Origin of the sequence: Achromobacter sp. GbtcB20 (assembly GCF_019091095.1) — a bacterium.
Taxonomy (GTDB): domain Bacteria; phylum Pseudomonadota; class Gammaproteobacteria; order Burkholderiales; family Burkholderiaceae_B; genus Achromobacter; species Achromobacter mucicolens.
Genome location: NZ_JAGXJZ010000828.1, coordinates 1 through 241, shown reverse-complemented (window position 1 = coordinate 241; position 241 = coordinate 1). Strand labels below are relative to the sequence as shown.

1 pseudogene is annotated in these 241 nt (G+C 67.2%); it reads left to right on the top strand.

Going from position 1 to position 241, the window contains the following annotated elements:
• A pseudogene (locus KVT32_RS31285) lies at nt 1-241 on the top strand (3-phosphoshikimate 1-carboxyvinyltransferase); the annotation flags it as partial.

Genomic DNA, 241 nt, shown 5'->3' with positions numbered 1-241 from the left:
ATCCACGCCGGCCGCATCGCGGTGCGCGGCAACGTGTCGAGCCAGTTCCTGACCGCGCTGTTGATGTCCGCCCCGCTGATGGCGCGCGGCCATGCGGTGACCATCGACGTGGTCGGCGAGCTGATCTCCAAGCCCTACATCGAGATCACCCTGAACCTGATGCGGCGCTTTGGCGTCCAGGTAGCACAGAACGGCTGGGCATCGTTCACCGTGCAGCCGGGCCAGCGCTATGCCTCGCCGG